This is a genomic window from Devosia salina (assembly GCF_019504385.1).
GTDB lineage: Bacteria > Pseudomonadota > Alphaproteobacteria > Rhizobiales > Devosiaceae > Devosia > Devosia salina.
Window position 1 is genome coordinate 636,487 of record NZ_CP080590.1, and the last position, 24,433, is coordinate 660,919.

24 protein-coding genes are annotated in these 24,433 nt (G+C 65.0%); 13 read left to right on the forward strand and 11 right to left on the reverse strand.

Features of this window, described 5'->3' with window-relative positions:
• Positions 1–66: 66 nt before the first annotated feature.
• The 3 genes from K1X15_RS03115 to K1X15_RS03125 all read right to left on the reverse strand — a co-directional run bounded on the left by K1X15_RS03115 (position 67) and on the right by K1X15_RS03125 (position 2,346).
• Positions 67–1,203, reverse strand: coding sequence for a site-specific DNA-methyltransferase (locus K1X15_RS03115; protein WP_220306033.1), 1,137 nt, complete (start codon positions 1,201–1,203; stop codon positions 67–69).
• A gap of 82 nt (positions 1,204–1,285) precedes the next feature.
• Complete coding sequence (locus K1X15_RS03120; RefSeq protein ID WP_420828361.1) at positions 1,286–1,978, reverse strand: ribonuclease HII; 693 nt, start codon at positions 1,976–1,978, stop codon at positions 1,286–1,288.
• Positions 1,979–1,980: 2 nt separating this feature from the next.
• Positions 1,981–2,346 carry a DUF4180 domain-containing protein gene (locus tag K1X15_RS03125; RefSeq protein WP_220306034.1) on the reverse strand — a complete coding sequence of 122 codons (366 nt, stop codon included), beginning with the start codon at positions 2,344–2,346 and terminating at the stop codon, positions 1,981–1,983.
• Positions 2,347–2,491: 145 nt separating this feature from the next.
• Between K1X15_RS03125 and K1X15_RS03130 the strand changes: the two genes are divergently transcribed.
• Positions 2,492–3,073: a hypothetical protein gene (locus K1X15_RS03130; RefSeq protein WP_220306035.1), complete on the forward strand. Its 582-nt coding sequence runs from the start codon at positions 2,492–2,494 to the stop codon at positions 3,071–3,073.
• A gap of 221 nt (positions 3,074–3,294) precedes the next feature.
• Here the strand turns inward: K1X15_RS03130 and K1X15_RS03135 are convergent, their stop codons facing one another.
• Positions 3,295–4,443 (reverse strand): PA0069 family radical SAM protein, encoded by a 1,149-nt coding sequence (locus K1X15_RS03135; RefSeq protein WP_220306036.1) that lies wholly within the window; start codon positions 4,441–4,443, stop codon positions 3,295–3,297.
• Positions 4,444–4,823: 380 nt separating this feature from the next.
• Here K1X15_RS03135 and K1X15_RS03140 point away from each other — a divergent pair, with 380 nt between their 5' ends.
• Positions 4,824–6,308: an MDR family MFS transporter gene (locus K1X15_RS03140; protein ID WP_240549646.1), complete on the forward strand. Its 1,485-nt coding sequence runs from the start codon at positions 4,824–4,826 to the stop codon at positions 6,306–6,308.
• A gap of 98 nt (positions 6,309–6,406) precedes the next feature.
• Here the strand turns inward: K1X15_RS03140 and moaB are convergent, their stop codons facing one another.
• From moaB to K1X15_RS03155, 3 genes are all read right to left on the reverse strand, one after another.
• Positions 6,407–6,943 (reverse strand): molybdenum cofactor biosynthesis protein B, encoded by a 537-nt coding sequence (gene moaB / locus K1X15_RS03145; protein WP_220306038.1) that lies wholly within the window; start codon positions 6,941–6,943, stop codon positions 6,407–6,409.
• Positions 6,921–8,246 carry an MFS transporter gene (locus K1X15_RS03150; protein WP_220306039.1) on the reverse strand — a complete coding sequence of 442 codons (1,326 nt, stop codon included), beginning with the start codon at positions 8,244–8,246 and terminating at the stop codon, positions 6,921–6,923. The genes moaB and K1X15_RS03150 overlap by 23 nt, the downstream gene beginning before the upstream one ends.
• Before the next feature lie 97 nt (positions 8,247–8,343).
• Positions 8,344–9,159 carry a uracil-DNA glycosylase gene (locus tag K1X15_RS03155; protein WP_220306040.1) on the reverse strand — a complete coding sequence of 272 codons (816 nt, stop codon included), beginning with the start codon at positions 9,157–9,159 and terminating at the stop codon, positions 8,344–8,346.
• 77 nt (positions 9,160–9,236) lie between these two features.
• Between K1X15_RS03155 and K1X15_RS03160 the strand changes: the two genes are divergently transcribed.
• From K1X15_RS03160 to K1X15_RS03175, 4 genes are all read left to right on the forward strand, one after another.
• Positions 9,237–10,889 carry an electron transfer flavoprotein-ubiquinone oxidoreductase gene (locus K1X15_RS03160; protein ID WP_220306041.1) on the forward strand — a complete coding sequence of 551 codons (1,653 nt, stop codon included), beginning with the start codon at positions 9,237–9,239 and terminating at the stop codon, positions 10,887–10,889.
• Between the two features lie 97 nt (positions 10,890–10,986).
• Complete coding sequence (locus tag K1X15_RS03165; protein WP_220306042.1) at positions 10,987–12,720, forward strand: tetratricopeptide repeat protein; 1,734 nt, start codon at positions 10,987–10,989, stop codon at positions 12,718–12,720.
• A 7-nt stretch (positions 12,721–12,727) separates the two neighbouring features.
• The gene (locus K1X15_RS03170; RefSeq protein ID WP_220306043.1) at positions 12,728–13,618 is read left to right on the forward strand and encodes a 4-(cytidine 5'-diphospho)-2-C-methyl-D-erythritol kinase; all 891 of its coding nucleotides are present in this window, start codon (positions 12,728–12,730) and stop codon (positions 13,616–13,618) included.
• Between the two features lie 145 nt (positions 13,619–13,763).
• Positions 13,764–16,115, forward strand: coding sequence for a S8 family peptidase (locus K1X15_RS03175; protein WP_220306044.1), 2,352 nt, complete (start codon positions 13,764–13,766; stop codon positions 16,113–16,115).
• Between the two features lie 100 nt (positions 16,116–16,215).
• Here the strand turns inward: K1X15_RS03175 and K1X15_RS03180 are convergent, their stop codons facing one another.
• A complete protein-coding gene (locus K1X15_RS03180) occupies positions 16,216–17,235 on the reverse strand; it encodes a polyprenyl synthetase family protein (RefSeq protein ID WP_220306045.1) in 1,020 nt (339 codons plus the stop codon).
• 130 nt (positions 17,236–17,365) lie between these two features.
• On the opposite strand from K1X15_RS03180, the gene K1X15_RS03185 reads away from it, so the two are divergent.
• The 6 genes from K1X15_RS03185 (at position 17,366) to K1X15_RS03210 (ending at position 21,602) form a co-directional block, all read left to right on the forward strand.
• On the forward strand, positions 17,366–18,109 hold the full coding sequence (locus K1X15_RS03185; RefSeq protein WP_220306046.1) for a tRNA1(Val) (adenine(37)-N6)-methyltransferase: 744 nt from the start codon (positions 17,366–17,368) through the stop codon (positions 18,107–18,109).
• Between the two features lie 49 nt (positions 18,110–18,158).
• Positions 18,159–19,001 (forward strand): S49 family peptidase, encoded by an 843-nt coding sequence (locus K1X15_RS03190; protein ID WP_220306047.1) that lies wholly within the window; start codon positions 18,159–18,161, stop codon positions 18,999–19,001.
• A gap of 12 nt (positions 19,002–19,013) precedes the next feature.
• Positions 19,014–19,244 carry a hypothetical protein gene (locus K1X15_RS03195; RefSeq protein ID WP_220306048.1) on the forward strand — a complete coding sequence of 77 codons (231 nt, stop codon included), beginning with the start codon at positions 19,014–19,016 and terminating at the stop codon, positions 19,242–19,244.
• 60 nt (positions 19,245–19,304) lie between these two features.
• Positions 19,305–20,276: a LuxR C-terminal-related transcriptional regulator gene (locus tag K1X15_RS03200; protein ID WP_220306049.1), complete on the forward strand. Its 972-nt coding sequence runs from the start codon at positions 19,305–19,307 to the stop codon at positions 20,274–20,276.
• 101 nt (positions 20,277–20,377) lie between these two features.
• A complete protein-coding gene (locus tag K1X15_RS03205; RefSeq protein ID WP_220306050.1) occupies positions 20,378–20,614 on the forward strand; it encodes a hypothetical protein in 237 nt (78 codons plus the stop codon).
• Positions 20,615–20,678: 64 nt separating this feature from the next.
• Complete coding sequence (locus K1X15_RS03210; protein ID WP_220306051.1) at positions 20,679–21,602, forward strand: glycine--tRNA ligase subunit alpha; 924 nt, start codon at positions 20,679–20,681, stop codon at positions 21,600–21,602.
• 21 nt (positions 21,603–21,623) lie between these two features.
• Here K1X15_RS03210 and K1X15_RS03215 read toward each other — a convergent pair whose 3' ends face one another.
• The 3 genes from K1X15_RS03215 to rnk all read right to left on the reverse strand — a co-directional run bounded on the left by K1X15_RS03215 (position 21,624) and on the right by rnk (position 23,564).
• On the reverse strand, positions 21,624–22,388 hold the full coding sequence (locus K1X15_RS03215; protein WP_220306052.1) for a hypothetical protein: 765 nt from the start codon (positions 22,386–22,388) through the stop codon (positions 21,624–21,626).
• Positions 22,385–23,020 carry a TetR/AcrR family transcriptional regulator gene (locus tag K1X15_RS03220; RefSeq protein ID WP_220306053.1) on the reverse strand — a complete coding sequence of 212 codons (636 nt, stop codon included), beginning with the start codon at positions 23,018–23,020 and terminating at the stop codon, positions 22,385–22,387. The genes K1X15_RS03215 and K1X15_RS03220 overlap by 4 nt, the downstream gene beginning before the upstream one ends.
• Before the next feature lie 133 nt (positions 23,021–23,153).
• Positions 23,154–23,564, reverse strand: a complete 411-nt coding sequence (gene rnk, locus K1X15_RS03225) for a nucleoside diphosphate kinase regulator (RefSeq protein ID WP_220306054.1) — start codon at positions 23,562–23,564, stop codon at positions 23,154–23,156.
• 314 nt (positions 23,565–23,878) lie between these two features.
• Here rnk and K1X15_RS03230 point away from each other — a divergent pair, with 314 nt between their 5' ends.
• Positions 23,879–24,433, forward strand: coding sequence for a LemA family protein (locus K1X15_RS03230; protein WP_220306055.1), 555 nt, complete (start codon positions 23,879–23,881; stop codon positions 24,431–24,433).

Genomic DNA, 24,433 nt, shown 5'->3' on the forward strand with positions numbered 1-24,433 from the left:
AACAAAAAGGCCGCCGGTTTGCCCGGCGGCCAGTTTTAGAGCCTGAGAGTTGATTGGAGGTCAGGATCAGGCAGAAAGCAAATCAAGTTTTTGACGAATGTCGGCCCGAAGCACGTCGATCGGCTCCATTCGTCCCGATTGTTCGTGGTGCCAGAAGGTCCACCCGTTGCATGACTCGGCGCCCTGGACCAGCGCGCCGACCTTGTGGATCGACCCCTGGTGTGGACCCGAGACGAGCGAGCCGTCTGCACGAACCATGGCAGAGTAACGCCGGCCGGCGTCGAAGAGTTGCGTGCCGACGTCGAGAACCCCCTGCTCGACCAGCGAGCCGAAGGGAATGCGGGCTTCCTTGCGCTTGGGCGTCACCGATTGCAGCGCCTCGAAAACGCCGGGGCGAATGGTGGCGATGCGCTGGCGGGCGCCGGCAATATAGTCGGCCTCGCGCTCGATGCCGATGAAGTGGCGTCCCAGCTTGCGGGCCACTGCGCCGGTCGTGCCCGTGCCGAAGAACGGGTCGAGCACGATATCGCCCGGCTTCGTCGTGGCATTGAGAATGCGGAACAGCAGCGCTTCGGGCTTCTGGGTGGGATGGAGCTTGCCATCATCCTCGCCCTTGAGCCGCTCCGATCCGGTGCAGATGGGAAACAGCCAGTCGGACCGCATCTGCGTGTCGTCATTGGCCAGCTTCATGGCTTCATAATTGAAGGTGACGCGGCTTTTCTGGCTCCTGGCGGCCCAGATCAGCGTCTCATGCGCATTGGTAAAGCGCGTGCCGCGGAAATTGGGCATTGGATTGGCCTTGCGCCAGACAATGTCGTTGAGCATCCAGAACCCAAGGTCCTGCAGCACCGTGCCGACGCGGAAGATGTTGTGATAGGACCCGATCACCCACATGGCCCCGTCGGGCTTCAGCAGCCGCCTGGCCGCCGCCATCCAGGCGCGGGTGAATTCGTCGTAATGGGCGAAGCTGTCGAACTTGTCCCAATCATCATCGACCGCATCGACCTTTGATTGGTCGGGGCGGGTGAGACCCTGTTCCAGCTGCAGATTATAGGGGGGATCTGCGAAAATGAGATCGATGGAGCCGGCCGGCAAACTATTCATGTGGTCGATGCAATCGCCCACAAGGATAGTATCGATCGGAAGGCGCGTGGCCTCCCTTTCCGCATCGGCCTTACGGGCCGTACGCGCGGTACGCAACATGCACTTAACCCTAACGCAGTACTAACAAGCCCGTTATATCGGCCACGGGTTAATGGAGCGTTCGCAAGGGGTTAGCGAGGGGTTAACCGATGACTTCGACGACGGTCCGGCGCACCAGCAGCGCCGCAATCGGGGCGAATTCCGCGCGGTGATGACGGCACGGGCCATGCAGGTCCAGCGCCGCAAGATGGGCGGCGGTGCCATAGCCCTTGTGGCCGGCAAAGCCGAAATGGGGCGCATCGCAATCCATGATTTCGCACATGCGGTCGCGCATCACCTTGGCCACGATCGAGGCTGCGGCAATGGAAACGCTGCGCCCGTCCCCGCCGATCAGCGCAATGCCGGGGCAGGGCAGGTCCGGCGGCACGTCGCGGCCATCCACCAGCACCCGGTCGACCCTGTGGGGCAGGGCCTGGACCGCCCGCGCCATGGCCGCGAGCGTCGCGCCACGAATATTGAGCGCGACAATGTCGCTGGGCGGCGCCGAGACGATCGCGACCTCGGCCGTGGCAAGGATCTGGTCGAACAGCGCTTCGCGGCGCTCGGCCGTCAGCTTCTTGGAATCGTTGAGACCCTCGGGGATGCGTTCGGGATCGAGCCGCACGGCGGCGACAACCACCGGCCCGGCCAACGGACCGCGCCCGGCCTCGTCCACCCCGGCCACCAGGCGGGCGCCGCGGGCCATGAGCATGGCCTCATGGCTGAAGTCGGGAAATTCGGCCTCGGGGGCGAAGAGCTCCGCCGTCGCCTCCATCGCCTTGGCCTTGCGCGCCATCGCTAGCGCCCCCGCGCCAGTCCGGCCTCGAGCGCCGCCTGGTCCGATGCGAAGATATGGTGGCCGACCCTGTTGGTCTCGCCGACGAAATCGCGCAGCGCCTTGCTCGTCGCCAGGTGCTGCGAGATATCGCCAAGGATGGCGAGCCGCATCTGATAGTTTTGCAGCTTCTGGAAGAAGTGACCGGCCTGTCGCGTGCTGAGATCGAAGAAGCCCGGGGCGAAGCGCTCCGCCGGCACCACGAGCATTTCCGCTTCCGTGCCATAGATTTCGCCCAGCAGATCGAGTGCATCCTGTTCGGCACTGAGATGGCTTCCCTCGTGGGAAACGAAATACACCGTGATCCCGTTGATGATCTGTGTCGTCATCGCGGTCCGTCTTCCCCTTCGCCTTCGGTCGATCAACCCACTGACTGGATCCCGACCGTGTCGGAATGAAGGTATCCCCTGTTCGTCGTCACGCTTGTGCTGATACAAGAGTCTCAGCCGGGGGGCAAAGGCGAGAGAGACTTTGATGCGCAAAGCAACCAGCCTGGCGGCATTTCTGCTGCTGACCGGTGCCGTTTCGGCCGAACCCTTCCATCATCCCTATGGCGAATGGCGTGAGTATAATCGCGACTGGCTGGCGGCCTGCCCCGATGCCATCAACGAGGACGCGGGCGACTTTTATGGCTATTCGTGCTTTGCCAGCACCGGCAGCCAGGAGCTGAACGGCGCCAATCTGCCGGCCTATAAGCTGACGCTGATCCGCAACCGGCTCGATGGCACGCTGGACCTGGCCATCACTGTTTCGCCCGATCGGGGCGAATATGACCCGGCCCGGCCGATCACGCTGCAATTCGGTGGCGAGCCACCCATCAGCCTCGCCATGGGCACCGGCATCGAAACCCGGTTCAACACCATCAACCAGTTCTTTATCGCCGATCCCGTCCAGCGCGATTCCATCATCGAGACGATGAAGGAGCGCAATGCGGTGACCCTCTCGGTGCCGCTTGCCGGACAGGACGAGCCGGTCAAGACCTGGCTGTCCCTGCGCGGCGTGCTGGCCTCGCTCGATTTCATGGCGACCTATGCCCGCAAGGTGGCGCAGTATTAGCCTGCTCGCGGGAACCTCTGGAGCATTTCAAACTCAGGCGCGCGGTTCCATCGCCTCCCTCCCCCTTGAGGGGAGGGAATGAGGGTGGGGGGTCTATCGGTTCTTCGCTGAGTCACCCCCACCCCAGCACCGCTACGGCCCAATGGGCCGAGCTTTGCTACCCTCCCCTCAAGGGGGAGGGAGGCCAAGGAGCCGCGAGTCCAGAGAATGGTGAAACGCCGCTAGAACAGGCTCATCTGCGGACTGTCGACCTTGGGTGCCTCGAACAGATCGGCGCGCAGCGGCGGCAGCTTGGCGTCGAGCCCATAGCGTTCACGGGCCTTTTCGAAGCGCTGGCGCAACAGCGTCGCATAGGGACCTTCCCCGGTCATGCGCGTGCCCCAGCGCGAGTCGTAATCCTTGCCGCCTCTGGTGTCCCGCACCAGCGAGAGCACATGGCGCACCCGGTCGGGGAAATGCCGGAGCAGCCATTCGCGAAACACGTCGCGCACCTCTCCGGGCAGACGCAGGAGGATCATCGAGGCGCTGATGGCGCCCTGGGCCTTGCCGGCATCGAGGATGCGTTCGAGCTCCATGTCGTTGATGGCCGGGATCATCGGCGAGGCAAAGATGGCGGTGGGCACGCCGGCCTCGGAAAGCAGCCGGATCGCTTCGAGCCGCCGCGCCGGCGAGGACGCACGTGGCTCCATCTTGCGGCTGAGCTTATGGTCCATCGAGGTGACCGACAGCGCCACCTTGACCAGCCCAAGCTTGGCCAGTTCGGTGAGAAGATCGAGGTCGCGAATGATCAGCGCCGACTTGGTGGTGATCATCACCGGATGGCGAGTTTCCAGCATCACCTCGAGGATGCCGCGGGTCAGCTTGTGCGTGCGCTCGGCCGGCTGGTAGGGGTCCGTATTGGTGCCCATGGCGATGGGCTTGGGCCGGTAGTTCCGGGCCGCCAGTTCGGCGCGCAGCGCCTCCACGGCATTGGCCTTGACATAGATGTCGCGTTCGAAATCGATCCCCGCCGAATGCCCGAGATAGGCATGGGTCGGCCGGGCGAAACAATATGAGCAGCCATGCTCGCAGCCGCGATAGGCGTTGATCGAGCGCTCGAACCCGATATCCGGGCTGTCATTGGTGGTGATGATGGTCTTGGCGCGCTCGACATGTTCGATGGTTTCGAACACCGGCATCGGCTCGACGCTGCCCCAGCCATCGTCGAAGCTGTCGCGCTGATGCACCTCGAAGCGGCCTGAGCGATTGGTCTGGGCGCCGCGTCCGCGAATGCGGTCGGGCTGCACCAGTTCGCGCCGCGCCAGATCGGCGTCGCGGCTGCGGCTCAAGCGTTCGAGGGCTTCGAAAGAGGGGGCCTGATAGAGGGCCATTGTCCTGTCTCCTGGCAAGGCGCGGAAGGAGAATCGGCTTTCCTCCAACGCCTGCAAATGCTATCAGCAAGATAGGAACAGAACAAGAACATACAAGCGCCGCCGCGCCGTGTTGAACCTGATATCGGCATGACGCCCATGCATTACAAGACTTTACGAACGCCTCTCGCGGGCGTAGAGAACCGCGCTCAGCCCGGCCCTGCGCTTTTTTAGATGACGCCTATCCGCCCCTCTCTCGTTGGGGAGTGGCGCGGTCGCAAATCACTTTTTGCTGCTGACAGTCTCTGTCGCAGAAAATTCGGAAACCCCGTGTCGAAAGCTGACGGCCCGCACCGTCGCATGGGCGACACGCTGTTTTTTACGAGGGATATGAGATGACAATGGATGCCACCATGGATGCCGCCGCCGTGCCCGAAAGCGCGCCGCACCATCCCGCCAATGCCGCACGCAACAGGCTGGTCATCGCCATCCTGCTGGTGTCCACCTTCGTGGTGTTTCTCAACGAAACCATCATGAGCGTCGCCATCCCGCATCTGATGAACGATCTCGGTGTGGCCGCCAGCGCCGCCCAGTGGCTGACCACCGCGTTCCTCCTGACCATGGCCGTGGTGATCCCGATCACCGGCTTCCTGCTGCAGCGGCTCAACACGCGCCCGATCTTCCTGCTGGCGATTTCCATCTTCACCGCCGGCACGCTGGTCTGTGCGCTCTCGCCTGGCCTTGAACTGCTGGTCGTGGGCCGCGTCATCCAGGCGGTCGGTACCGCCATCATGATGCCGCTGCTGATGACCACGGTGATGACGCTGGTGCCGCCCGAGGCACGCGGCAAGACCATGGGCAATATCTCCATCGTCATGTCGGTGGCTCCGGCCATCGGCCCGACGATCGGCGGGTTCATCCTCGCCAATTTCGACTGGCGGTTCATGTTCTATTTCACCCTGCCCATCGCTCTTGGTGCGCTGCTGCTGGGCGCGACCCGCATCCGCAACGTCTCCACCCCGCGCTATGCGCCGCTGGACTATCTGTCCGTGGTGCTCTCGGCGTTGGCCTTTGGCGGGCTGGTCTATGGCCTGTCCGGGTTCGGCGAGAGCTTTGCCCATCCCGATGAGCCCACTGCCCTTCCGCTCTGGGTGCCGATCGCGGTCGGTGTCGTGGCCATGGCCGTCTTCGTGTGGCGCCAGCTGGTGCTGCAGCGTGACAACAAGGCGCTGCTCGACCTGCGCGTCTTCCAGTCGCGCAATTACACCGTCTCGGTGACCATGATGCTGGTCGCCATGATGGCGCTGTTCGGCACGGTGATCCTGCTGCCCATCTACACCCAGAACGTGGTTGGGCTCGATACGCTGCAGACCGGCCTGCTGCTGCTGCCCGGCGGTCTCATCATGGGCCTGCTCGGCCCGGTGGTCGGGCGTCTGTTCGATCGCGTCGGCCCGACCGTGCTGGCCGTGCCCGGTGCGATCCTGGTCTCGGCGGTGCTCTGGGCGCTGACCATGGTGGGGCAGGATACCTCGCCCTGGGCGCTGCTGGCCGGTCACGTGGTGCTGAGCGTCGGCCTGGCGCTGATCTTCACACCGGTCTTCACCTCGTCCATGGGCTCGGTGCGCATGGAGCTCTATTCGCATGCTTCGGCCGTGCTGGGCTCGATCCAGCAGCTGGCCGGCGCGGCGGGCATTGCGCTCTTCATCGCGCTGATGACCATCCGCACTGCGGCCCTGGCTGCCGAAGGCGTGGTACCCGTCGAGGCCCTGGCCGGCGGCATCCGTGCGGCCTTCCTGGTCGGGGCGATCATCTCGCTCTTTGCCGTGGTCACCGCCTTCTTCATCCGCAAGCCCGAAGGCGGCATGCCGGGACATGGCGGGCACTGAGCCCGTACCAGACGCGAAAAGAAAAGGCGCCGGAGCAATCCGGCGCCTTTTTCGTCTCTATCTCATTGTCTGTCGCGCTTTCGAACCGCAAAAACGCTCTATCGCTCGTCGAGCCGGGGCATCAACTCGACGAAATTGCACGGCTTGTGCCGGTAATCGAGCTGGTGGGTGAGGATGCCTTCCCAGGCATCGCGGCAGGCGCCGCGCGAGCCGGGCAGACAGAAGACGAAAGTGGTGCCGATCAATCCCGCCGTGGCGCGTGACTGCAGCGACGACGTGCCGACGGTGGTCGCCGAATATTGGTGGAACAGCACCGAAAAGCCTTCCATGCGCTTGTCGAACAGCGGTTCGATGGCTTCGGGCGTCACGTCGCGGCCGGAAAAGCCGGTGCCGCCTGTTGTGAGGATGACATCGACCTTGGGATCGGCGACATAGGCCTGCACGGCCGCGCGGATCAGTTGGATGTCGTCGCGCACCACCTGCCGCTCGAAACATTTGTGGCCATCGGCCTCCAGCAGCGATTTCAGCAGCGCCCCGCCGGTATCGGTTTCGAGCGTCCGTGTGTCGGACACGGCGATGACGGCAATCGACAGGGGCTTGAACGCCCGGTCCTCAAATCTTGCCGTCTTGAACATTCTGCCCGTCCTCTGCCGTTTCGATCAATTCGTCCGGTACAGGCGCCTCGCGCTGAACCGGAATATCGTCGGCATCACTATCAGCGCGCGGATCGAGAACAAAGCTTTCCGGCGTCACCTGCTTGTCGCTCATCGGCTGGAACGGCGCCCGCTCGGCCGCGTCACGGCTCTTGCGCACGCGCATGCGCAGATAGGCCGTGCCAGCCAGAGCGCCGTGGAAGGTGGCGGTAACCACGAACAGGCCGACCGGATGCCAGGCACCCATGATGAGGGAGGCGACGGCCGGGCCGATGGCCAGCCCCACGCCGAGGATGAGCAGCATGCCCCCGGCAATCTTGGCGAAGTCGCCATCGCGGGCAAAGTCATTGGCATGGGCCACGGCCACGGCATAGATGGGGTTGGCGGCAAAGCCATAGGCGGCAAACAGCACATACATGCCCCAGCCGGCCCCGGGATTGATCAGCGCGGTGAGCGCGCCGACTACCGCGGCGGTCCCCGACAGCCCGATCAGCACCAGCCTTCGGTCGATGCGGTCCGAGAGCCGTCCGAACGGCACCTGCGCCACGGCACCGAGAATGGCGGCCACGGCGAACAGCAAGGCAATGCCGCTCGCATCCAGACCCTGCTCATAGCCATAGACCGGCGCCAGCGTGCCGAAGGCGCCATTGGCCATGCCGCAGGAAAAGGCCGCAATCGCTGCCACCGGCGAAGTGCGATAGAGCAGCTTGAGATCGAGCCGCGCCGATTGCAGCGGCTTGGGCTGTGGGCTGGAAGTGAGGGCCGTGGGCAGCACCGCGCAGATGAAGCTGATGGCGCCGATGACAAACGGCAAATAACCGGCGGTGCCGGTCACCGACATGGCGATCTGCCCCAGCGTCGAAGCGGCCATGTTGATGGTCACATAGATCGAAAAGATCGTGCCGCGGCTGCGATTGTCGGCCACCTCGTTGAGCCAGCTCTCCACGATCATCGCCGCGCCGGCAAAGCAGAAGCCGGAAAGCGCGCGCAGCATGATCCAGCCGATATCGTTGATCCACAGGAGATTGAGGAGAATGGTGACGGTCCCGATGGCGGCCATGACCGAATAGGCGCGGATATGGCCCACCTTGCGCACGATCAACGGCACGAACAGCGAGCCGGCCACGAAGCCCACGGACCAGCCCGTGCCGATCAGGCCCAGCGCCAGGAGCGAGAACTCCTCCTCGGCGCCGCGCACCGAGAGCAGCAGCCCCTGCAGGCCGCCGCCGAACATGAGCAGGGCAGACCCCAGGAACAGGGCATAGATCTTGATGACGGAAGCCATGACGCTTTGGGCCTTCGCTGATGGTCGAAACGTTGCAAATCACTCGAACGCGACCATAGCGCGTGGGGTTGCTTAGGAAAGCCCCCATCGGTCCCGCTCAGCCCAGGCCCAGCGCGCCGATCCTGGCCTTGAAGCTCAGAAGGTCCTTCCACGCCTGCTGCTTGGCGGGCGGATTACGCAGCAGATAGGCCGGATGCAGCGTGGGCAGGGCGGGCACCTGGTGTGAGCCGATGGTCACGTCCTGCCACTTGCCGCGCATCTTGATGATGCCATTGGTGGTCTTGAACACGGTCTGCATGGCCGGGCCGCCCAGGGTCATCACCAGCCTGGGCGCCACCAGTTCCACCTGCCGGTTGAGGAAGGGCAGGCACAATTCCATTTCCTCGGGCGTCGGCGTGCGATTGCCCGGCGGCCGCCAGGGCACGGTATTGACGATATAGACCGAGTTGCGATCGAGCCCGATGGCGCCCAGCATGCGGTCGAGCAATTGCCCCGAGCGCCCGACAAAGGGCTTGCCCTGCCGGTCCTCCTCGGCCCCCGGCGCCTCGCCGATCAGCATGATTTTCGCCTCGGGGTTGCCGTCGGCAAAGACCAGTTGCGTCGCCCGGAACTTCAGCCCGCAACCATCGTAGTTTTCGAGGATGCCGCGCAATTGTTCGAGCGATTGCGCCGTGGCCGCCAATTGCCGGGCCTCGCTCGGGTCGCCGCCAATGGGGCCGGGCGACTGCGCCAAGGGTGCTGCCGGGGCCGGTTGCGCACCCGCGGTCGGGCGCGGCATGGCAGTCGGGGCAGGGGGCTTTTGCGCAAAGCGATCGACCGGCTCGTCGACCACGGCCAGATCCACCCCGGCGGCGCGATACCAGTCGAGCACCGAGAGCAGTTCGGCATTGTTGAGCGGGCGATCTTGAGACATCGGCCCCGTTATGTCACACCCCGTCCAAGGCGACCAGTCGCCGGGCCCAACAGCTTTGCCCCAAAGGTAGCTTATCCATGGCAGATGCCGGTGATCGCGAAACGCTCTCTACCGATGTGCTGATTGTCGGCGCCGGTCCCTCGGGCCTGGCGGCCGCCATCCGGCTCAAGCAGCGCCATCCCGAGATTGCCGTGACCGTAGTGGAAAAGGCGGCCGAAGTCGGCGGCCATATTCTCTCCGGGGCGGTGATGGACCCGGTGGGGCTCGAAGCCCTCATCCCCGACTGGCGTCTCAAGGGGGCGCCCGTTGGCCCCAATGTCACCCGCGACACCTATCATTTCCTCACCGCCAAAGGCGATTTTGCCTTCCCCCATGTGCTGGTGCCGCCGCAGATGCGCACCAGGGACGGTTTGATCGTCAGTCTTGGCGACCTCGTGCGCTGGCTGGGCGAACAGGCGGCCGAACTGGGCGTCGACATCTTCCCCATGACGGCGGCCGTCGATGTGCTGCGCTCGGGCGATGGCCCGGTGCGCGGCATTATCACCGGCGATCTTGGCCTCGACGCGGCGGGGAAACCGAAACCCGGCCACGCTCAGGGCATTGCGCTCGAAGCCAAATATACCCTGATTGCCGAAGGCGCACGCGGTTCACTGGCCAAGCAGATCATCGGGGATTTTGCGCTGGACAAGCATGCCAGCCCGCAGAAATTCGGCCTCGGTATCAAGGAAGTCTGGGAAATTCCCGCCGAGCGGCACCAGCCCGGCAAGGTCGACCACTATCTCGGCTTCCCGCTCGACAATGCCACCGGCGGCGGGGGCTTTGCCTATCACGCCCAGGACCGCAAGCTCTATCTGGGCCTGGTCGTCCATCTCGACTATGCCGACCCGACACTGTCGCCCTTCGACGAGTTCCAGCGCTTCAAGACCCATCCCGCCATTGCCCCACTGCTCGACGGCGCCACCCGCCTCAGCTATGGCGCGCGATCGCTGACGGCAGGTGGCCTCCAGGCCATTCCGGACCTCGCCTTTGCCGGGGGCGGACTGATCGGCTGCGCCGCCGGTTTCATGAATGCCCCGCGTTTGAAGGCCATTCACAACGCCATTCTGTCCGGCATCGGCGCCGCCGACGCGGTGGGCGAGGCCGTGGCTGCCGGGCGGCAGCACGATCGCATCGACGATCTCGGCCATCACATCCTCTCGACCGGCATCGAGAAGGAACTGCGCGGCGTGCGCAACCTCAAGCCGCTATGGAGCCGGTTCGGCACGCTTGCAGGGGCTTTCCTTGGCGGTGTCGACATGTGGTGCCAGACGGTCCTGCGGTTCTCGCCTTTCGGCACCCAGAGCTGGTCCACACCCGACGCGGCCAGGCTCAGGCCGATTGCCGAGGTGAGGCCGCGCCACTATGCCCGACCCGACGGCAAGACCACTTTCGATCGCGCCGCCTCGGTGTTTCTCGCCAATCTGGCGCATGACGAGGATCAGCCGGTGCATCTCAAGCTGGCCGATCCGTCGGTCCCGGTCCGCGAAAACCTGCCCCGCTTCGGCGAGCCGGCGCCGCTCTATTGTCCGGCCGGTGTCTATGAACTGGCCGAGGAGGGCGGCGCACCGGTATTCCGCATTCACGCGGCCAATTGCGTGCACTGCAAGACCTGCGACATCAAGGACCCGGCCCGCAACATCACCTGGGTTCCGCCAGAGGGTGGCAGCGGTCCCAACTACAGCGGAATGTGACCCGCCCAATTCATGCCCGGCCTTGCGGCGCAGTCGCAAAACGGACAATCTTTGCGCCCAAACGCTGCCGGCAACGGCAAAGGGAGACTTTGAGCACGTGATCCTGCTTTCCAATCGACGGGCATGGCGCCTGACCATGGCTGCCCTGCTTGCCCTGATGGCCACTCCCCTGGCGGCCCAGACCAATGCCAGCCTTGCGGTGCAGCAGGCGGCCCAGGACATGCTCAAGCTGTTCCGTCCCAGTGCCACCGGCGCCTATATGGCCGGCCAGCAGGCGCTCAAGGACCTGCGGACCGACGAAGCCGCCCGCTATTTTTCCGATGCGGCGCAGGCCGATTGGGACAACCCGATCCTGATTGAGCGTGCCTTCGTGGCCCTGGCCACCGACGGGCAGATCGGCAAGGCCGCCTCGACCGCCCGGCGCATGCTCGAGCTGGATTCGCGCAATGAGCTGGCCGAGCTGGTCGTGGCCACCGAAGCGCTCAAGGAACGCCGCTACGGCGCCGCCATCCGGCAGCTCGGCGAAATCTCCCAGGACAGCTTCAGTGGCATCACCGCGGGCATCCTGCGCGCCTGGGCGCTGGTGGGCGACAATCGCGGCGACGAGGCGCAGGCGCTCATGGAGCAGCTTGGCGCCAATGGCCTCGAGGACTTCCTCGTGTTCCACCGGGCACTGATGGCCGAGGCCGCGGGCAACACCGACCTGGCGCTCGAACTGGCCGCCCGCGCCTTCGAGGCCGAGCCCTATGTCGCGCGCATGGCCGAAGTCTATGCCCGCATGCTGGCCAATGACGGGCAGTTCGACGCGGCCCGGGACGTGCTCGAGACCTTCGAGGCCGAAGGTCTCAGCCATCCCATCATTCAGGTCGTGCGCGAGGCCGTCGAGGCCGGCCGCCGCCCGGGTGTGTTTGCTGCCAATGTGCAGATCGGCGCCGCCGAGATGTTCCACGGCATCGGTGTCGCCCTCTCGCGTGACGGCAGTTCGGACCTGGCCCTGGTCTTCCTCCGGCTCGGCGTCTATCTCGATCCCGGCGCCGATGTCATCGCCATGTCCCTTGGGGAACTGCTGGACAATGCCGGGCAGCACGAGGCCGCCAATGGCATCTACGACGCCATCCCCGTCAATTCGGCGCTCAAGCCCATGGCCGTGGTGCGGATCGCGCAGAACCTCGATGCCACCGGCGACCGCGCAGAGGCCATTCGCCGCCTGCGCAATATCGTGGCCACCCGGCCCGACGACCTCGATGCCGTGTCGGTGCTCGGCGACCTGCTGCGCTATGACGAAGACTATCTTGGCGCGGCCGACGCCTATGGCAAGGCGCTGGAAATTTCGGGTGGCGAGTCCCCCGCCGACTGGCGCTTCTATTATGTGCGCGGCATTGCCTATGAGCGGGCCAAGGAATGGCCCAAGGCGGAAGCGGATTTCCTCAAGGCGCTCAAGCTCAATCCCGACCAGCCGCAGGTGCTCAACTATCTGGGCTATAGCTGGATCGACCAGGACATGCATCTCGAAGAGGCGCTCGGCATGATCGAGAAGGCCGTCGAGGCGCAGCCCCAGGACGGCTACATCATCGACTCCCTCGGTTGGGCCTTCTACAAGCTCGGCCGCATGGAAGAGGCGGTCGAGACGCTGGAACGCGCCGTCATGCTGCTGCCCAACGATCCCGAGATCAACGATCATCTCGGCGACGCTTACTGGAAGGCCGGGCGCAAGCTGGAAGCGCGCTTCCAGTGGAACATCGCCCGCTCGGTGGACACCGACGGCAATGTTGCCGAACGGGTCGCGCCCAAGCTCGCCGAAGGGCTGACGCCGGCGACCGAGACCCAGTAAACCGGGCATGGGCGAGACCATCACCCAAACGGCACCGGCCAAGATCAACCTCGCGCTGCATGTGACCCATCGGCGCGAGGACGGCTATCACGACCTCGAAAGCCTGATCGTCTTTGCCCATGTCAGCGATGACCTCGAGGCCGAGACTGCCGATGATGACAGCCTGACCATTTCCGGCCCGTTCTCGGACGGGCTGGGAGCGGGACCAAGCAATCTCGTCCTGCGTGCCGTGGCGGCGTTCCGCGATCGCTGGCCCGCGCTTTCCCCGCGCGGCCTGAAACTGCACCTGGTCAAGAACCTGCCCGTCGCGGCGGGTATTGGCGGTGGCTCGGCAGACGCGGCCGCGGCGCTGCGGATCATGGCGGCGCTGGCGCCCGAACCCGTACCGGTGCCCGATCTGGCCGACCTCGCTGCCGGGCTGGGCGCCGATGTGCCGGCCTGCCTGCTGTCGCGGCCCTTGGTGGCCCGAGGCGTCGGCGAAATCCTTTCGCCGCTCCCAGAGTTTCCGCAGCTCTACGTGACCCTGGTCAATCCCAAGGTGCCGGTTGCCACCGCCGACGTGTTCCGGCGCCTGCGCGCCCACGACAATTATCCCCTGCCGGCGCTGCCGTCACCGCTGACGCGACCCGCCCAGCTTGGCCTGTGGCTCAGCGAAACGCGCAACGACCTGCAGCCCCCCGCGGTGAAGCTCGTGCCCGAGATCGGGCTGCTGGTCGAGGAACTGGCGGAGACGCAGGGATGCATGCTGGCCCGCATGTCCGGCTCGGGCGCCACCGTCTTTGGCCTGTTCGGCTCCGAAGGTCAGGCCCATGAGGCCGCAAACCAGCTGCGTCGACTCCATCCCGACCATTGGGCCGCCGCCGCGCCGCTCCTGCTGCCCACCGTCGGCGCCCACTGAACTGTGGAAAATGTGGCCGTCGGCCACATTCAGGACGGATTCTGTCTCTACCCCGTTCGGCCATTAAGTGCTGGGGGCGCACTTAACTGGAAATTTTCAGGGCTGTTTTCACCGCGTCTGCCCTGACCTTGCGGACCCTGACGACTTGCAAAACCTGAATAGATTCAAGGCAGCGGCCGCCATCGGCCTGTCGCTGCTGCTGGCTGCCTGTTCCGGCGGCGGTGGCTCGGGCTCGAATGCCAGCAATGGCCCGGGCGGCGGCTCCGGTGGCGGCGGTGGTGGTGGCAGTGGCCCCGTGACGGTGTTTACCCCGGCCCCCAGCGCCAATTGGGGTACCAGGAGCGTCACCTTCGACGCCTCCCTGGCGGCCAGCATTGCCGCTTCGAGCGAGTTCCGCGCCAGCGACGCCAGCTGCGCCACGGTCGGTTGCGGCGTCTCCTCCACGGGGACGCAGTCGAGCCCCTTCCAGCTGCACAATGTGAACTGGGCTCATTCTGCCGGCCTCACCGGCGCGGGCCAGCTGATTGCCATTGTCGATGATGGCTTTCGCCTCACCCACACAGAATTTGCCGGCAAGTCGATCACCAAGAGCGGGACCTTGCCGCTCGAGTCGCACGGTACCTTCGTCGCGTCCGTTGCGGCGGGTAACAAGAACGGGTCGGGCATGCATGGCGTGGCGCCCGGTGCCAGCCTGCACCTCACCTCGTTCCAGCCTTCGGGCTCGACGCTCAGCATCCCCAATGTGATCGCCGGCACGCAGGCGGCGGCCGGGCTGGGCGCGGTGGTCCAGAACAATTCCTGGGGCTTCAACACCTCTGCGCAGAACCTGCAGAACTACCTCGCCGCCAATCCCGGCGCCTCGACTGCGCAGGGCATGAACGCGCTTCTGGGACACGGCTCGAGCAACTGGCAGAGCTATATCAACGCCCTGGATAATTTCCAGAACAACGGGGTGATCGTCTGGGCGCTGTCCAACAATAACAGCCTGGCCTATGGCGACGTCACCGCGACGCTGCCCTATTTCGAGCCCCGCCTGGCCGAAGCCTGGATCACCACTGCCAATGGCTATTTCGAGGTCAATGGCAGCGGCGACATCACCCGCGCCGTGCGCCTTTCGGCCGCCTGCGGGCTGGCGGCCAAATTCTGCCTGGCCGGCGACGGCATCGTCCGCGCCGCCTGGGGCACCGGTGACAACAACTATGCCAGCGGCTTCGGCACTTCCTTTGTGGCGCCTCAGGTCTCCGGCGCCGTGGCCCTGCTCGCGGAGGCCTTTCCGGACATGACGCCGGCCGAATGGGCCCAGCGCCTGCTCGCCAGTGCCGATAATTCCTGGTTCGCTGCCCAGGGCGTCGCCATTGCCGGAACCGTCGACTATGGCAATGGCGTCTCCCATGCCTATTCGACCGAATGGGGCCATGGCGTCCTCGATATCAAGGCGGCCCTGAGCCCCATCGGCTCGGTATCGGTGCTGAGCGGGGCCAGTGTGGCCAGCGCCGAGCGCCATGACCTGGCTGACAGCACCATCGTCGCGCCAGCCAGCTTTGGCGACAGCCTCACCCGAGCCCTGGCCCCACAGGACCTGGCCGTGTTCGATTCACTCAACCGCGCCTATTCGGTGTCCGCCGCCTCGGCCGTGGCCAGCGCCCCCATCGCGGTGACCCCGCGCCTGCCGGGCCAGGCCAGCCTCGACCAGGGGCATGAGGGGCTGAACCTGATGCACACTGGCGACCTCGCCGGGGCGGTGAGCGGCTTTGGCGGCACGGGCGGACAGGCCTCGGTGCTGTCCATCGCGGGCGAGGGCATTCTTGTTGCTTCCATCGCGCCGGTGGGGGCAGCAGGCGAACTGACCACCTACGGCTTTGCCACCGAGCACGGCTCGGTGCCCGAGGGCAATCTGGCCGGCGCCGGCATGACCCTGGCGCTGCCGGCGGGAGACGGTCGGCTGCGTTTTGGCGCGACCCTGGCGAGCGAACAGGGCGGCATCCTGGGCCTCGATGGCGGCACTGCCTTCGATTTCGGCTCCGGGAGCACGATCGGCGCGGTCAATCTGGGTTTCGAACACCCCATTGCGCCCAGCCTGTCGCTGTTCGGCCGGCTCGAATACGGCGTGGCCGCGCGCCAGGGCAGCACCGGCGGCCTCGTGACCAACCTTTCCGAACTCACTTTTTCAGGCATGGAGATCGGCGCCAGTTTTTCGGACGCCATCACCGCGGGCGATCGGCTGACCCTCTCGGTCTCGCAGCCGCTGCGGATCGAAAGCGGCACGCTCGAACTCAATCGCCCAGTGGCCCGCGTGGCCAGTGGCGGCATCGTCAACGAAACCGCGACCGCCGACCTCAATGCTTCGGGCCGGGAACTGGATCTGAGCTTGAGCTACCAGGCCACGCTGCCCAATGAGGCGGCGCTCTCCATCGGCTTCAAGCATGCGCTCAGCGCCGGCCATATTGCCGGCCAGAGCGGCACCGGCATCATGATCGGCTATCGGCAGGGCTTTTAGAGCAATTCCCGTTCTGACTGAATCTGAACGGGAGCTCCATCTCTTTGTTTTGTCACGCTTTCGAACCGCAAAAGTGGTGTCCACTTTTGCTGAAAGCGCTCTAGCTGGCGCGGCTGACGCTGTGCACGACGACATCGGCGAGGATGGATTTCATCTCGCTGTCGGGCAGCGCGCTGAGCGCGGCAATGGCGGCCCTGGCATGCTCCTGCGCCTTGTCCAGGGTCTTTTTCAGCGTGTCATAGCGATTGAAGATCGCCACCACCTGGTGCACTTCGAGATCGGTGGCTTCGGCATTGCCAAGCGCCGAGGCGATAATGGCGCGCTCGCTTTCGCTTGCCGCCTCCAGGGCCAGGATCACCGGCAGGGTCATCTTGCCCTCGCGCAGGTCGTCCCCGACATTCTTGCCCAGCGTGCCCGACTGCCCGCCATAGTCCAGCGCGTCATCGACAAGCTGGAAGGCATTGCCCAGCTCGAGTCCATAAAGCGCAAGCGCCTTGCGGCCGGCCGCGTCGGCGCCGCCGGACATGGCGCCCACTTCGCAGGCGGCCTCGAACAGCACGGCGGTCTTGGCGCGGATCACTTCGGCATAGTCAGCCGCACTGGTGTCGAGATCGCCCGTCTTGGCCAGCTGGAACACTTCACCCTCGGCCATCACCGCGGAGGCGGCCGAGAGCACGCCCAGCGCATCGACATTGCGCGTCTCGACCATCATCATGAAGGCTTGGCCGAGCAGGAAATCACCCACCAGGATCGAGGCCTTGTTGCCCCACACCATGCGGGCCGCCGGCTTGCCGCGCCGCATGTCGCTCTCGTCCACCACATCGTCATGCAGCAGCGTGGCATTGTGCATGAACTCGACGGCGGCGGCGAAATTGACCGCATGCCCTTCGCCCCTGCCGAACAGGATCGCCGCGGCCACGGTCAACATGGGCCTCAGGCGCTTGCCGCCGCTGTCGATCAGGTAGCGCGCCAGCTCGGGCACCATGTCGACATGGCTGCGGGCGCGATCCAGGATCAGCGCATTGACGCGCGCCATGTCATCGGCCGTGGCGGCCATCAGCCGCTCGACCGGGTTCATCTTTGGCGCTTCCTTGATCTGGGGCAGAACTGACACCGCCATAAAGTCCTTGTTGCCACGATTGGCAAATCGGGTTGAGACCGTCATGCGCTGCCATATATGGTCGCACGAAACAAGCCATCCGGGTGCGATGTCCCTAGACCAGCCAGCCGAATTTGTAAAACATCAAACCGTGACGCGCGACGCCTTTTTGGGCGGTCGCCTCACTCTGTCGCAGCCCCGCAACGGCTTTCGGGCAGGGCTCGACAGTGTGTTGCTGGGCGCGGCTGTGCCGGCGGGCACTGGCCGCCTGCTGGACATGGGGGCAGGGGTGGGCACGGCGGGCCTGGTGGCGCTGGCCCTTGAACGCGCCACCGGCGCCGACCTTGCCGAACGTGACGCGGCCACGCTCGACCTCGCGGCACGCAACATTGCCGAGAACGGCTTTGCGGGCCGGGCCGTCGCGCTGGCTGCAGATGTGGAGGCAAAGGCGGTGCAGCGTCGCGCCGCAGGCCTTGCCGACAATACCTATGACGTGGTGATCGCCAATCCACCCTTTTTCGGCTCCGGGCAGGGCACGCCCGCGCCCGAGGCCAGCCGCGCCGCAGCCCGTCACATGGGGCCCGAGGCACTCGATCTCTGGGTGCGCTGCGCCGCGGCCTGTGCGCGGGCCGGCGGCATGGCGATCTTCATTTACCCCGCCCAGGGGCTGGCTGCCCTCCTCGCGCGTTTCGAACCCCGGTTCGGCGCTATGGTGGTGCTACCCCTGTCGCCGCGTCCCGGCGAACCGGCGAGCCGCATCCTGCTGCGCGGCACCAAGGGGTCGCGTGCGCCCCTCACCCTTCTGGCCAGCAGGGCCATGCACGGCCCCACGGGCAATGACTTTGCGCCAGAATTCGACGCGGTGTTTCGCGGCGCGGCCGCACTGGACTGGTAATCGACAGGCGCCACCCCTAAATAGGACCGCACATCTTCCTGGAGTGGACATGCCCGAAACGCCTGCCCCGAAGCGCAATTGGCTGAGCCGGCTGGTGCGGCATCCGCCTGTCATTCCCGTGGTGCGCCTGCAGGGCGTCATCGCCGCCGAGCAGCGTCCGGGCCGGCTCAACATCGCCACTGTCGAGCCCTTGCTGAGCAAGGCCTTCGCCATCAAGTCGGCTCCGGCCGTGGCCATTGTCATCAATTCGCCCGGGGGCTCGCCGGTGCAGAGCCGGCTGATCTCGAAACGTATCCGCAATCTGGCGGACCAGCATGGCAAGCCGGTCCTGGTCTTTGTCGAAGACGCGGCGGCCTCGGGTGGCTATTTCATTGCCGTGGCGGGGGATGAGATTTTCGTCGATCCATCCTCTATCGTGGGTTCGATCGGCGTCATCATGGCAACCTTCGGCTTCGTGGGCGCCATCGACAAGCTCGGCATCGAGCGGCGCGTCCATACGGCGGGCCGCAACAAGTCGACGCTCGATCCCTTCCTGCCCGAAAAGGAAGAGGACGTGGAGCGCATCAAGCGCTTCGAACTCGATATCCACCAGGTTTTCATCGATCATGTGAAGGCCGGGCGCCGGGGTCGCCTGAAGGCCGACGACGATACCCTGTTCACCGGTGAATGGTGGACCGGGCTGCGCGGCATCGAGCTCGGTCTGGTCGATGGCATAGGCGACCTTCACGCCACGCTGCGCGATCGGTTCGGCCCCGAGGTGGTGCTCAAGACCATTGCGCCCAGACGCCCCTTCTTCGCGCTGCCCCGACTGGGTTTTTCGGCGCAAGGCATGGTAGAGGACGTCGCCAATTCCATCGAGGACCGCGCCTGGTGGGCGCGGTTGGGACTCTAGCTCGGGTTTCTCATGCTGCTGCGCATTCTGCTCTTCGTCGGCCTCGGTCTGTTGATCTATTTTGGCATTCGCCGCATCTGGAAGGACTGGTCGAACAAGTTCAACCACGATGCCGAAGAAGCCAAGCGCATCGCCCGCGAACGCGACCGCATCGAGCGCCAGCGTCCCGATGTCATCGATTTGAAACGCGGCGACGACGGCACTTACCGGCCCAAGGGCAAGGACGACCTGCACAAAGATTGAGATTGCGCGCGATTTCGGCCGGTCATACCCTGTTCTGGCGGCGGTCTCGGAGGGCGCGCTGTGAGCGAGGAAGACGACAGGGCTGAACTGATCGCGCTCATGCACGCCCAGCGCGCGGCCATCTGGACACAAAACTTCCAGGCCTGGGCCGATTGCTTCGTGCCGGCGCCCTATACGGTCAGGTTCGGCTATTGGGCGGGTGGCGGCACCTTCGTGCGCCGGGGCTGGGACGAGATATCCCGCCGCGCCCGGGCCCATATGGAGGGCCACGAGCTCCCCTACAATACCGACTATGCCTTCAAGACCGTGATCAAGAATCTCAATCTCCGCATTTGCGGCGACATGGCCTGGGCCATCTACGATCAGCAATATCCTGGCTATGACTATCCTGGCCATGTGGGGCCGGGGCTGGCCAATGAGTTTCGGGTGTTCGAGCGGCATGGCGGGCGCTGGAAGATCGCCGCCATGTGCTTCTTCGACAATAATGCGGGTCGCAAGGGCGAGGCACTGCTGATCCTCGATGGCGAGGGGCGGGTGCAGTGGACCAGTCCCGAGGCGGCGCGGCGCCTGCCCGAGGACGACGATCTGGTGATCCGCAATGGCAGGCTGCGTGTGCGGGATACGGCCTGCGATCGCAAGTTGCAGGCGGCCGTGCGCTGGGCCGCTGGCGTCGACGGTGGCTACAATTCGGGGCGTGGCAGCGTGCCGATCGTTCTGGGGCAGGGCGAGGGCCTGCCGACCAGGGTCTGGTGGATCAAGGTCGAGGGCGGCGCGATCTACTTTGTCCTCGATGGCGCCCCCATGGCCGAGGAAAGACTGGATCAGGCCGCGCTCATCTTCGGCCTCTCCGTGGCGCAGCGGCGGTTGGCGCGGCTCATTGCAGACGGCCGGTCGCTGCCTGATGCGGCTGCGCAAATGGGTATCTCCGCCAATACCGCCAAGACGCACCTGCAGCGCATCTATGACAAGACCGGCGTGCACAGCCAGCCGGCACTGGTCCGTGTCCTGCTGTCCGTCGGTGTGCCCCTCTAGTCCCCTGATCGGGGGACGGGCGCGCGTCCCATGATCAGCGCACAGCGTTTTGCCGGGCCGCGCAATAGCCTGTTTCTCGTCGCAGGGAACAGGAGGCGGAAATGGCCCTCCAGACAATGTCCGGCTTTCAGCCTGACGCGGATTATGGCGCATCGGCACGGCCGCGTGCCTGGCGTCGGCTGAAGGCGCGCTACCGGCTCTGGCGTATGGCCGCGCGGCACGAAATCCGGCTTGCCGCGCTGGATCGGAAGCAGCGCCTGGACATCGGCCGGCCAATCCAGCCGCGTTATCGCTGGCTCGAGGAACTCATGCGCGGGTCGCAGCGGCCATGGTCGTGAGCGCCATTGACCGTTTGGACCCGTCCAACTAGAGGTTTGTCCCGCATAATTGCAGGACTTTGACATGACCGCTCGCCCCGCCCATATGGACCCCAAGAACTCGTTCCAGGGTCTGATCCTGACGCTGCAGCAATTCTGGGCCGAGCAGGGTTGCGTCATCCTGCAGCCTTACGACATGCAGATGGGCGCCGGCACCTTTCACACCGCCACGACCTTGCGTGCGCTGGGTCCCAAGCCGTGGAACGCCGCCTATGTGCAGCCCAGCCGGCGGCCCAAGGACGGGCGCTATGGCGAAAACCCCAACCGCCTGCAGCACTATTACCAGTTCCAGGTGATCCTGAAGCCCTCGCCCGAGAACATCCAGCAGCTCTATCTGGATTCGCTGGCCGCCATCGGTCTCGACCAGTCGGTGCACGACATCCGCTTTGTCGAGGACGACTGGGAAAGCCCGACCCTGGGCGCCTGGGGCCTGGGCTGGGAATGCTGGTGCGACGGCATGGAGGTGAGCCAGTTCACTTATTTCCAGCAGGTCGCCGGCTTTGAATGCGCGCCCGTGCCCGGCGAGATCACCTATGGCCTTGAGCGCCTTGCCATGTATGTGCAGGGCGTCGAGAACGTCTACGACCTCAATTTTAATGGCCGGTCGGGTGCCGACAAGGTCACCTATGGCGACGTGTTCCTGCAGAACGAGCAGGAGAGCTCGAAATACAATTTCGAGGCGGCCGATACCGAGATCCTGTTCCGCCACTTCGAGGATGCGGAAAAGGAATGCCGCGCCATTCTCGAAAAGGGCGCCGAGGCCAATCGCCAGACCATGGCGATCCCCGCCTATGAGCAGGTCGTGAAAGCCTCGCACAATTTCAACATGCTCGATGCGCGCGGGGTGATCTCGGTCACCGAACGCCAGAGCTACATCCTGCGCATCCGCGAACTGGCCAAGGCCTGCGGCGAAGCCTGGCTGCAGACATCGGGCGGCGGCGCGGAGTAAACCACGCCGCCTCGGTTCGCATCAGGCCAGCGAATAGAGAATGGGCATGGGCGAGACGCCGTTGGCGGCGAAATTGTCCAGCACATAACTCTTGAAGGTCGGGCGCAGCGCCAGGTCCGGCAGAATGTCGTGCCAGTGATCCCAGCGGCAGTGATTGATCAGGCCGTATTCCGAACCCTGGCCGGGTTCGGGCACCAGCAGCTCGGAATTGTCGAGGCCCGTGCGGTCCTCGAACCAGCCGGCCGTATATTCCCAGATCGGGATGAGTTTGCGCGGTTGCTCGCCGTGGAAATAGTTGAACAGGAACACCCCGTCCCGCGAGAAATCCACTGACCCGATGCGACGGCCATTCGCGGCCCGCACCACATGCAGGTAGGTCGACCGGGCCTTCAGGCCCTCGATCAGCTCAGCATAGATCGAATTGCCTTGCAGCGCCTTTGCGGCAGCCATGTCGGCGGTTTCGATCAGGATCACCAGGTCAGAGGCGGGCTTGTGAACGCCCTGGGGATGGTGCGAGCCGGGTGGCAGCAGGCGCCCGACAAAGACCGTGGCGCGAATGGCGCCCGCCTTCCGTTCAAGACGCCGGGCCAGTGACTTGGCAAGAGCGAGGGCTTCGCGCTTGCGGCTGCTCCTTGCCCCCAGGCCAAAGGGCCGTATCGGGTCGATCTCCGCCGCCACATGGATGTAGCCCGATGCCTTGGGCTCGATCAGATGCACCTTTGGGAAGTTGAGATGCGTATTGACGACAGTGACCTCCGCATCCTGCGGCTGGATCATGCTGTTCATGACGGAACTCCTGACTTGAGATGAACGGCGAGAAAATGGGCGACGTGGCGCTCGGCCATGTTCTTGGCGCGGTCGAGATCGGCCGGTGAGGCATGGCTGCCCATCAAGGTCAGTCGGATGGTTGCCAGGGGGGCAATGGCTTCCCAGGCCAACCAGGCGGCATCGAACTGGCCGACGAAATACCCTTCGGCCTGCCAGGCCTCGAACAGCGGGGCGAGGCGCCCGGCGACAGCATCGATCGCTTCGCCGGCGCCATCAGCGCTGTCCCGCAGGAGCATGGATGTGAACTTGCGCACGTCCGTATCGGTCCAATGATCCACGATCCGGCCGAAGAGCATCGGAAGGGCCTCGCGCGGTGGCATGCGGACCATGCTGGCTGCATCGAACCCCGCCTGGCCCAGGACCCCCGGACCTGCCCGGTCCATCAGCACGTCGAGAATGGCCTGCTTGCCCTCGAAATGGCCATAGATCGCACTGTCGCGAATCCCCACGGCTTGGGCAATCTGCCGCACCGTGGTCGCGGCAAAGCCCTGCGCGGCAAACAGCTCAAGGGCCGCCGCGAGCAGTCTCTCGCGAGTCTCTTGGCTCTCGGCTTTCGGGGGACGCCCCCGCCTGGTTGGTTTCGTTTCCATGCTCATAATTTAATGAGCGCTCATTAAATTATCAAGGATAAAATTCGCCGACCCGGTTTTGACCTGTACCGGATCGGCGAGGGGCAGGTCGGCGTCCGCGGCCGATCTGAACGAACGGCCGGGACGTGTCGGGTCAGTTCGCCCCTACAGGCGCCTCCACCTTCAGCACCGTCAGCTTGTGGCGCTTGTCGGCGCGGTCGTGCCAGGTGATCGACTGGCCGGCCTTGAGCCCGATCAGGGCGACGCCAATCGGGGTCATGACCGAAATGCGGCCAGCCTCGATATCGGCATCGGCGGGATAGGCGAGCGTAACGGTCTGCTGCTGGCCCGAATTGGTCTCATAGGTCACGCGCGAGCCCATGCGCACCACGCCCTCGGGCAGCTTGCCGTCGCTGACGACCTTGGCGCGATCGAGCTCGGTGAGCAGGATTTCCGCCAGGTCGGGGTTGCGGTCGAGACCGGCTTCGCCCAGCGCGAGCAGTTTTGCGTGGTCGGCCTTGCCCAGCGTCAGGGGCGGTGTCAGGTCACGACGGATTTCGGTCATTTGAGTTTCCTTTCGAAACTGGCATCCGGGCGCGCGCCAAAGGCGTCGCGCTCGCGGACTGAATGGGGGGAACTGGAGGAACACGGTCGCCGGCGGCAGGACGGGAATGTCCGGGAGCCCTAAGCAGGCTCCGGCGCGGGCATGCCTAGGGTTTCAAGCTTGCGTGGAGGAAGCTGCAGCGATGGCTCAGGCGCGTGTTCATGCATAAAAGCTAGGGATTGGGGCCGGGAAGTCAAGCCCACCGGCGAGCGCCGTTGCAAACTCACGGGCAAACTGCCAGTCTCCGCCCGACATTTGCCTGAGGGAGCGTCTCCATGGAATGGGTCATTCTAGCCCTGGTCGTCGGCGTCGTCGGCTACGCCATCATCATCTACAATGGCCTCGTCTCCAACCGCCAGATGGTGCGCGAGGGCTGGTCGGGCATCGACGTACAGCTGAAGCGCCGCACCGACCTGATCCCCAACCTCATGGAGACGGTCAAGGGCTATATGGCGCATGAGCGCGACACGCTCGAAGCCGTGGTCAATGCCCGTGCCAAGGCCACCAGCGCCGCCTCTGCCGGTCCGGAGGTTCGCGCCAAGGCCGAAGGCGAGCTTTCCGCCGCACTCGGACGGCTGCTCGCCGTCGCCGAGGCCTATCCGGACCTCAAGGCCAACACCACCTTCCTCGAATTCCAGACCGCCCTGCAGGGCGTGGAAGACGAAATCCAGATGGCGCGGCGCTACTACAATGGCGCCGTGCGCAATCTGAACATCCAGGTGGAATCCTTCCCCTCGAACCTTGTCGCCAATGCCTTCAAGTTTACCCAGGAAGAATATTTCGAGCTGGAGAACGAAGCCGAGCGCGCCGTGCCGCAGGTCAAGTTCTGA

Bases quoted from the DNA above. Each gene is read 5' to 3' on its own strand.
- K1X15_RS03180 (WP_220306045.1), bottom strand. From the start codon at position 17,235: ATGGCGGTGTCAGTTCTGCCCCAGATCAAGGAAGCGCCAAAGATGAAC.
- K1X15_RS03130 (WP_220306035.1), top strand. From the start codon at position 2,492: ATGCGCAAAGCAACCAGCCTGGCGGCATTTCTGCTGCTGACCGGTGCC.
- moaB (WP_220306038.1), bottom strand. From the start codon at position 6,943: ATGTTCAAGACGGCAAGATTTGAGGACCGGGCGTTCAAGCCCCTGTCG.
- K1X15_RS03160 (WP_220306041.1), top strand. From the start codon at position 9,237: ATGGCAGATGCCGGTGATCGCGAAACGCTCTCTACCGATGTGCTGATT.
- K1X15_RS03215 (WP_220306052.1), bottom strand. From the start codon at position 22,388: ATGAACAGCATGATCCAGCCGCAGGATGCGGAGGTCACTGTCGTCAAT.
- K1X15_RS03170 (WP_220306043.1), top strand. From the start codon at position 12,728: ATGGGCGAGACCATCACCCAAACGGCACCGGCCAAGATCAACCTCGCG.
- K1X15_RS03125 (WP_220306034.1), bottom strand. From the start codon at position 2,346: ATGACGACACAGATCATCAACGGGATCACGGTGTATTTCGTTTCCCAC.
- K1X15_RS03120 (WP_420828361.1), bottom strand. From the start codon at position 1,978: ATGGCGCGCAAGGCCAAGGCGATGGAGGCGACGGCGGAGCTCTTCGCC.
- K1X15_RS03135 (WP_220306036.1), bottom strand. From the start codon at position 4,443: ATGGCCCTCTATCAGGCCCCCTCTTTCGAAGCCCTCGAACGCTTGAGC.
- K1X15_RS03220 (WP_220306053.1), bottom strand. From the start codon at position 23,020: ATGGAAACGAAACCAACCAGGCGGGGGCGTCCCCCGAAAGCCGAGAGC.
- K1X15_RS03195 (WP_220306048.1), top strand. From the start codon at position 19,014: ATGCTGCTGCGCATTCTGCTCTTCGTCGGCCTCGGTCTGTTGATCTAT.
- K1X15_RS03230 (WP_220306055.1), top strand. From the start codon at position 23,879: ATGGAATGGGTCATTCTAGCCCTGGTCGTCGGCGTCGTCGGCTACGCC.
- K1X15_RS03155 (WP_220306040.1), bottom strand. From the start codon at position 9,159: ATGTCTCAAGATCGCCCGCTCAACAATGCCGAACTGCTCTCGGTGCTC.
- K1X15_RS03210 (WP_220306051.1), top strand. From the start codon at position 20,679: ATGACCGCTCGCCCCGCCCATATGGACCCCAAGAACTCGTTCCAGGGT.
- K1X15_RS03205 (WP_220306050.1), top strand. From the start codon at position 20,378: ATGGCCCTCCAGACAATGTCCGGCTTTCAGCCTGACGCGGATTATGGC.
- K1X15_RS03140 (WP_240549646.1), top strand. From the start codon at position 4,824: ATGGATGCCACCATGGATGCCGCCGCCGTGCCCGAAAGCGCGCCGCAC.
- K1X15_RS03115 (WP_220306033.1), bottom strand. From the start codon at position 1,203: ATGTTGCGTACCGCGCGTACGGCCCGTAAGGCCGATGCGGAAAGGGAG.
- K1X15_RS03190 (WP_220306047.1), top strand. From the start codon at position 18,159: ATGCCCGAAACGCCTGCCCCGAAGCGCAATTGGCTGAGCCGGCTGGTG.
- rnk (WP_220306054.1), bottom strand. From the start codon at position 23,564: ATGACCGAAATCCGTCGTGACCTGACACCGCCCCTGACGCTGGGCAAG.
- K1X15_RS03150 (WP_220306039.1), bottom strand. From the start codon at position 8,246: ATGGCTTCCGTCATCAAGATCTATGCCCTGTTCCTGGGGTCTGCCCTG.